This window comes from Streptomyces sp. NPDC001070, assembly GCF_053598835.1.
On the sequence record NZ_JBSFLB010000075.1, the window covers coordinates 1 to 6,947 of the forward strand.

The 6,947-nt window shown below is 71.5% G+C and carries 5 protein-coding genes and 1 pseudogene; 5 read left to right on the forward strand and 1 reads right to left on the reverse strand.

What is annotated here, in order from left to right; all coding sequences use genetic code 11:
* Positions 1-211 precede the first annotated feature (211 nt).
* A complete protein-coding gene (locus ACWDAS_RS41165; protein ID WP_450401079.1) occupies positions 212-847 on the forward strand; it encodes a DUF1345 domain-containing protein in 636 nt (211 codons plus the stop codon).
* Positions 848-1,103: 256 nt separating this feature from the next.
* On the forward strand, positions 1,104-1,430 hold the full coding sequence (locus tag ACWDAS_RS41170) for a hypothetical protein (protein ID WP_450401080.1): 327 nt from the start codon (positions 1,104-1,106) through the stop codon (positions 1,428-1,430).
* A gap of 105 nt (positions 1,431-1,535) precedes the next feature.
* Here the strand turns inward: ACWDAS_RS41170 and ACWDAS_RS41175 are convergent.
* Positions 1,536-1,974, reverse strand: a pseudogene (locus ACWDAS_RS41175) (CoA-transferase); the annotation flags it as partial.
* 644 nt (positions 1,975-2,618) lie between these two features.
* On the opposite strand from ACWDAS_RS41175, the gene ACWDAS_RS41180 reads away from it, so the two are divergent.
* The 3 genes from ACWDAS_RS41180 (at position 2,619) to ACWDAS_RS41190 (ending at position 6,615) form a co-directional block, all read left to right on the forward strand.
* The gene (locus tag ACWDAS_RS41180; RefSeq protein ID WP_450401082.1) at positions 2,619-3,275 is read left to right on the forward strand and encodes an FMN-dependent NADH-azoreductase; all 657 of its coding nucleotides are present in this window, start codon (positions 2,619-2,621) and stop codon (positions 3,273-3,275) included.
* A 98-nt stretch (positions 3,276-3,373) separates the two neighbouring features.
* Entirely contained in the window at positions 3,374-3,691 is a 318-nt protein-coding gene (locus ACWDAS_RS41185; RefSeq protein WP_450401084.1) for a hypothetical protein, read from the forward strand.
* A 47-nt stretch (positions 3,692-3,738) separates the two neighbouring features.
* Complete coding sequence (locus ACWDAS_RS41190; RefSeq protein WP_450401085.1) at positions 3,739-6,615, forward strand: SpoIIE family protein phosphatase; 2,877 nt, start codon at positions 3,739-3,741, stop codon at positions 6,613-6,615.
* Positions 6,616-6,947 lie beyond the last annotated feature (332 nt).

Here is a 6,947-nt window from a genome sequence, read left to right on the forward strand (position 1 = left end):
TCAACGTCATCAACCAGCAGCCCGCCGGCTCCTACCAGCCCGGCCAGTTCGGCTGACCGAAACCGCCTGTCCCCGTGCCGCCGACCCCGGCGGCACGGAGGCTCGGGGGTAAGGGTGCTCAGCGCGGTGCCGGCGCCGCGCTCCACCCTCCGGGGATGCCGGGGCCGCAGCCGCGACGGACTGTGAGCACCGGCTTGTAGCCTTGTCGGCCATGAACACCAGGTTGCCGCTGTCCGCGGTCCCCCGGCTCGCCGGCGCGGTCGTCATCGGAGGAGCGGCGGGCGCGATCGTCGGGGCAGTGACCGATGCGGATCTGGGCACTCTGGCCGGCATCGCGGTGACGGAGACCCTCTTCGTCGTGGCGGGCTGGATCGTGCTGTGGCCGATGGACGCCGCCGCGAGCCACCGCAACGCCCGCCGCGAGGACTTCAGACCCGTCGCCGAGGAACTCGTCGTCGTCGGGGCCGCCCTGTGCGGACTCGTCGCCATCGTGGCACTGCTCCTGCGCGGCAGCCCGGACAAGGACCACGCCGCGGCCGCGACGGCGCTCGGCGGTGTGTTCATGGCCTGGGCCGCACTGCACCTGATGTACGCGACGCGCTACGCGTACCTCTACTACACGGCGTCCGCGGGCGGGATCGACTTCAACTCCGAACACCCGCCGGCATACAAGGACTTCCTGTACTTCAGCTACAACCTGGGCATGACTTATCAGGTCTCCGACACCGATGTGTCGAGCCCGACGATCCGCGCGACGCTGCTGCGGCACTCGCTGCTCTCGTACGTCTTCGGCACCGGCATCCTGGCCACGACCATCAACCTCGTCGCAGGAATGGTCACCGGCTGACCCCGGGCGCGATCCGTACGCCGTGATCCCCCGGCGAAACGGGCCACGCCGGACCGGGCCCCGGGGCGGGGCGACCGTTTCCATCACCAACCGCACCAGGGTGACGCCTTCTACCCCAGGCACCTTATGCACGTCAAGTCCCGAAATGCAGCGACATGACGCGGAGCTCCGGCCAGGGCTTACTGGAGTCATCGGGGTTCACACCCCACCGGACACCACCGGAACCTCCCCCTGTTGCTCACGAAGGAGAACTCCCATGGCCCGCATATCCCGCCACCGTCGCCTTGTCACGCTGACCGCCGTGACCACTCTGGCCGCAGGAGGCGCACTGCTCCCCACCACCGCGTTCGCCGCCTCCGCTCCCGCCGAGGCGCACGCGGTCACCGCGAAGGCAACCGGCTGGGGCGGCGGCCACGGTGGCGGCTGGGGCCACGGCCACGGGAACCGGGGTCACGGCGGCGGCTGGAACCAGAACAACAACCGCCCCAACAACAACAATGGCGGCATCGTGATCGTCGTCGGCAACAACAACTCCACCGCCGTCAACAACGGCACCATCAACAACGGGGTCATCCTCGACTGAGCACCACACCGCACCGCCACCACCAGCACCTCCGGGAACCGGGGGTGCTGTTCCCGTGCCACCTCGCGGCACGCGGGTTGCCGGCGTACCCGTTCGTGCCCGCGGTCAGTGCAGCCCGTCGGCGACGGAATGGCGCGGCGAGGTCGCGCCGCGCACCGCCTCGACGGTGGCGCCCTCGCCGAGTTCCACCGGATGCAGCCCGTCCGGGCCGACGTCGAAGACCGCGAGCTCGGTGATGCTCCGGTCGACGGCACGGCGGCCGGTGAGCGGCAGGGCGCAGGCGCGGACGATCTTCGGAGAGCCGTCGCGGGCGGTGTGCTCCAACCACGATGACCCTGCGGGCGCCCTGGACCAGGTCCATGGCGCCTCCGATGCCTTTGACCACCCTGTCGGGGATCATCCGGTTGGCCAGGTCTCCGGCGGCGGACACCTGCACGGCGCCGAGCACCGTGGTGTCGATCCGGCCGGAGCGGATCACGCCGAAGGACGCCGCCGAGCCGAAGTACGCCGCTCCGGGCAGGAAGACGTCGGGGCCCGCGGTCACCGGGGCGGGCTTGTCGCGCTTCGCGGCGCCCCGGACCGGCTCCGCCCGGTCGGGGTTCTCCGGGTCGGCCATGTCGGCGAGGGCGATCCGGTGGTGCTCGTCGTCGTAGGTGATGAAGGCAGAGGCCGCGTCCTCGTGCATGACCTTGCCGTCGAGCACGGTCACGTACCAGTCGCACATCTCCGCCGGGTGACGTGTCCTCAGGACCACGTGGGCGAACTCGGCAGGGGACGTCGTCGCCGCTCCTTGGGGTCGGGGATCCGGAACGGCCGTCGGCGGCCGTTCGGCTTTCACCGTGGTCCACGGGACCGGATGCGCTCACCGGCGACCCGGCCTCTGGCGTGGTCACGGACCAACGGTGCGCTCGATGCTCCGGGGTATCCAAAGTGCGGGTTAGTCACTAATCATGAGTAAGTCGCTAACGGTCCTTTTGGCCGTCGGCGCCCCCTGCCTCAGCGTGGAGCTGTGGGACCTGCGCGACGGTCTTCCGCCGTCGAGGCACCGAGCCGGCGCCGGTCCCGCAGGGGGTTCGAGGCCATCCTCGCCCCCCTGCTCGCACCACCCCGGCGTACGGCGACCTCGCCCCACGCGCCCCGCCCGCCGGGACCCCGCAAGAACACGCCTCAACGCACCTGGAACATCACATGGCAACCCTGCTGCACCTCGACTCCTCCCTCCACCCGGGCTCCGGCTCCAGTTCCCGCACCGTGGCCCGGACGTTCCGCGACGCCTGGCAGGAGCAGCACCCCGACGGCACGGTCGTCTACCGCGACCTCGCCGCGAACCCGCTCCCCCACCTGGACGTGCACGGCTTCTCCGCCGCCTTCGTGGACGCCCAGGCCCGCACGCCCGAGCAGGCGGCGGCGTTCGCCGGGCGCCTGACCCTGATCGAGGAGCTGGAGCAGGCCGACGCCGTGCTGATCGGCGCCCCGATGTACAACTTCACGATCCCCTCGACGCTCAAGAGCTGGATCGACCATGTGCTCGTGGTCGGCCGCACCGCCGGGGACGCGTCCAGTGTCAAGGGCCTGCCGGTCACCGTCGTCGCCAGCCGCGGCGGCTCCTACGCGCCGGGCACCCCGCGGGCGTCCTCCGAGTACGTCCAGAACTACCTGCGGGCCATCCTCGGCGAATACATGGGCCTGGACGTCGACTTCATCGTCCCCGAGCTGACCGCCGCGTCCTCGAACCCGTCCATGGCCGATCTCGTCCCGCTGGCCGAGGCCTCCTGGGCCCGGGCCCTGGAGGACGCCGCCGTCAAGGGCAAGGAGACCGCGCAGCGGGTCGTCCTCACCACGTGAAGCGTCACAGCCGGACCTCCACCGCGGTCGAAGCGGTGGAGGCCCTTCCATCCCGGCGGTACGCGCGCGTCCCGTCTCGAGATTCACGTGAGGTACAGATGACCACCGACCGGACCATCCGCTGCCGCGGCAGCCTCGGCGCCCGCCCCGGCGGCACCTCCGCCACGACCGCCATCACGCACGAGATCGTCACCGATGAGCTGGCGCACCTGGTGTACGGCATCGCGCGCTCCACGGGCACCGCACCGGAGACGGTCCTGGCGAGCATGTCGGACGAGCTGCTGAACGGGCTCTTCCTCCTGCGCGCGCAGCACCTCCGCGACGCCCTCCGGGGAACGCCCGCGGCCCCCGCTCATCGCGCGCCGGGCCAGCAGCGGCGGCAGCGCCGCCCCCTCGGCCGGCCGGGCGGGCAGTAGCCTCACCCTCACCTGCCGCGTTCCCTCCAGAAATGTACATTTACATGGTGAATGACCGATTGGCGCTGCTCGCCGGCGTGGAAAAGGGCATCGCGGAAGGTGAGGTGCTCAGGCTCGCGCTCCAGCACGCCGTCGCCGAGTTGGACGGGCTGGGCGGCACCGTCCATCTGAGCGGCCCCATGTCCGCGCTGCGGCTGGTGTCGACGGTCGGGCTGTCGCCGGACCTCGTACGCCCCTGGGAGATCATCGATCAGCGCAGTCCCGCGGTCCCGGCACGCGCCGTGCGCCGGGGCGATCGCGTGTGGGCACCTCGCGGCTCGACCGGCGCCCCCCCGCCCGGAGCGGCCAGGGCGTGGCCCGGCACGGGCCTGGCGGCGGTGCCGCTGTCCGACGGGGAGAGCCCGGTCGGGTCGCTCACCGTGGTGACGGGCGCCGCGGGGGAGCCCACGAACGAGCAGTGGGACTTCCTCGAGGCGGTGACCGCCTGGGCACAGGAGCGGGTGGACCAGGCTCCGCCTCCCACGCGCCCCACACCGGAGGAACCCAGTGGCAGCCGGCTGCGGCAGGCGCTCAAGGCCGTCGAGGTGGGCACCTGGGACTGGAACATCCGTACCGGCGAGCTGGCCTGGGACGACGCGGCCATGTCCGTCTACGGCACCGATCCCGCCGACTTCGTGCCCCGGGTCGAGAGCTGGATGAAGGTCGTCCACCCCGACGACCTGCGGTGGACGCTCGCCGCCGCCGAGAGGGCGATCCGTGAGCGCGGGGTGTTCGAGGCCGAGTACCGGGTGCGCCGTCCCGACGGCAGCTACGGGTGGACCGAGACCCGCGCCAAGGTGGTACTCGACGAGGCGGGCGAGCCGTACCGGATGATCGGGACGGCGTGGGAGAGCAATGAGTCCCGTTCGGCCCGTGACGCGCTGAGCCGGGCCCTGCGGTACATGAGCGACGGCTTCCTCTCGGCGGACGACGACTGGCGCATCACCTTCGTCAACCGGGAGGTGGAGGACGTGCTCGGCTCCTCGGAGGAGGAGCTGTTCGGCCGGGTGCTGTGGACGCTCCCCTCTCTGCGGCGGATCGACGGTCTGGAGTCCCGCTGCCGTGAGGCCGCCGCCGGTGCCGCGCCCACGAGCTTCGACATACGCATGCCCGACACGGGTGCCTGCTACCAGGTGCGGCTCGTCCCGCTGCCCGAAGGCGTCACGCTCTATTTCACCGATGTCACCGACAAGCGCAGGCACGAGGCCGAACGCGCCGCCGCCGAACGCGCCGCCGCGGAGCGCGCGGCCCGCATCGCCGAACTGACCGCCGCGCTCGCCAAGGCGACGACCTCACGCGACGTGGTGGACGCGGTGGCCCAGCGCGTACTGCCGCCGTTCGGTGCCAGCGGCCTGCTGGTGCAGGCCCTCGAGGACGGCAGGGCCCACAACGTGGGTTCGGTCGGCTACCCCCAGGCCTTCCTCGACCACCTCGAGGGCCGCCCCCGGATCGCGAAGAACCCGGTGTGGGACGCGATCACGACCAACGGACCGGTGTTCATCTCCTCGGCCGAGGAGTACGCGGCGCGGTACCCGGACATGGCCGACCGTCCGTACCTGACCGGGAAGCGCTCCTGGGCCTTCCTGCCGCTGACCGCCTCCGGGCTCACCTTCGGCGTCTGCGTGGTCGCCTTCGACCAGCCGCGGCGCCTCACGGACGAGGAACGCACCCTGCTCAGCGCCATCAGCGCCCTGGTGGCCCACGCCCTGGAACGCGCCCGGCTGTACGACGCCGAGCACACCCGCTCCCGGGAGCTGCAGAGCGCCCTGCTCCCCCAGCAACTGCCAGATCTGCCCGCGTGCACGCTGGCCGCCCGTTACCTGCCCACCGAGCAGGGCGCGGACGTCGGAGGCGACTGGTACGACGTGATCCCGCTCTCCGCCGGCCGGGTCGCGCTCGTGATCGGCGACGTGATGGGGCACGGCCTCTCCGAGGCGGTCACCATGGGGCGCCTGCGCACGGCCGTACATACGCTGGCCGGTCTCGAACTGCCCCCCGACGAGATCATGGGCCACCTCAACGACATCGTCGGCGGACTCGGCTCGGACTCCTACGCCACCTGCCTGTACGTGCTCTACGACTCCACCACCGGGACCTGTTCCGTCACACGGGCCGGGCACCCCCCGCCGGCGATCGTGCATCCCGACGGGACCGTGCGCTTCCCGAAGGCCGTCCCGAACCCGCCTCTGGGGGCGGCGGAGCAGCCGTTCGAGACGATCGAGCTGCAGATCCCGAGGGAGAGCCTGCTGGTGATGTTCACCGACGGCCTGGTCGAGTCCTCCGAGCGGGAGATCGACCAGGGCCTGGCCGATCTGACCCGTCTGCTGGACGGCGCGGCCGGCAAGGAACTGGGCGCCCTCTGCGACTCCCTCATCGCCGGCCTGCTCCCCGCCGGGCGGACCAGCGACGACATCGCCCTGCTCGTCGCCCGCGTCCACGCGCTCGCCTCCGACCGCATGGCGTCCTGGCCGCTTCCCGAAGACCCCCGAGCGGCGGGGATGGCCCGCAGGCACGTACGGGAGCAGCTGTCGGACTGGGGACTGGACGAGCTGACGCCGACGACGGAACTGCTCGCCAGCGAACTGGTCGGGAACGTCGTACGTCACGGGAAGGGCCCCATGACGCTGCGGCTGCTGCGGGACATCGACCTGGTCTGCGAGGTCTCGGACGACAGCCTGACCATGCCCCGCATCCGTCACGCGTCCGAGACGGACGAGGGCGGCCGGGGGCTGCAGCTCGTCGCCTCCCTCTCCCAGCGCTGGGGAACCCGCTACACGCCGAACGGCAAGTGCATCTGGACGGCGCAGCAGTTGTCGGGCGCGGACGCCCCCGTGTCCTGGCTGGAGGCGTTCGACATCGATGCCGTACCGCCGCTCGACCGATGACCCGCGCCCGCCACGGGCAGCACGAAGGGGCCGGCGTCAGACGGGGGAGAGCACGCCCAGCGGCTCGGCGGGGGCCTGATGGAGCCGCCCGTCATCCGGGACCCCTGGCTCCGGCAGATCGGGGCATCGACCGAACGCGGCGCCAACCGCCACTGCGGGCAGCGGTGTTACCGGGTGCCGGGTCGCCGGATCACGCGATGCCGCGTGTGCGGTGTGACACGTCTGTGACAGTCGGCTGACACCGCCATGACGTCACCGCGGCACGGTTGTCCATAGAGGGCAAAACACCCTAATCGGACATTTGCCTACTGCTTCCGAGGGCGTGAGCAGAG

Excerpts from the sequence above, each read along its gene's own strand:
- ACWDAS_RS41165 (WP_450401079.1), top strand. The coding sequence starts at position 212 with ATGAACACCAGGTTGCCGCTGTCCGCGGTCCCCCGGCTCGCCGGCGCG.
- ACWDAS_RS41170 (WP_450401080.1), top strand. The coding sequence starts at position 1,104 with ATGGCCCGCATATCCCGCCACCGTCGCCTTGTCACGCTGACCGCCGTG.
- ACWDAS_RS41180 (WP_450401082.1), top strand. The coding sequence starts at position 2,619 with ATGGCAACCCTGCTGCACCTCGACTCCTCCCTCCACCCGGGCTCCGGC.
- ACWDAS_RS41185 (WP_450401084.1), top strand. The coding sequence starts at position 3,374 with ATGACCACCGACCGGACCATCCGCTGCCGCGGCAGCCTCGGCGCCCGC.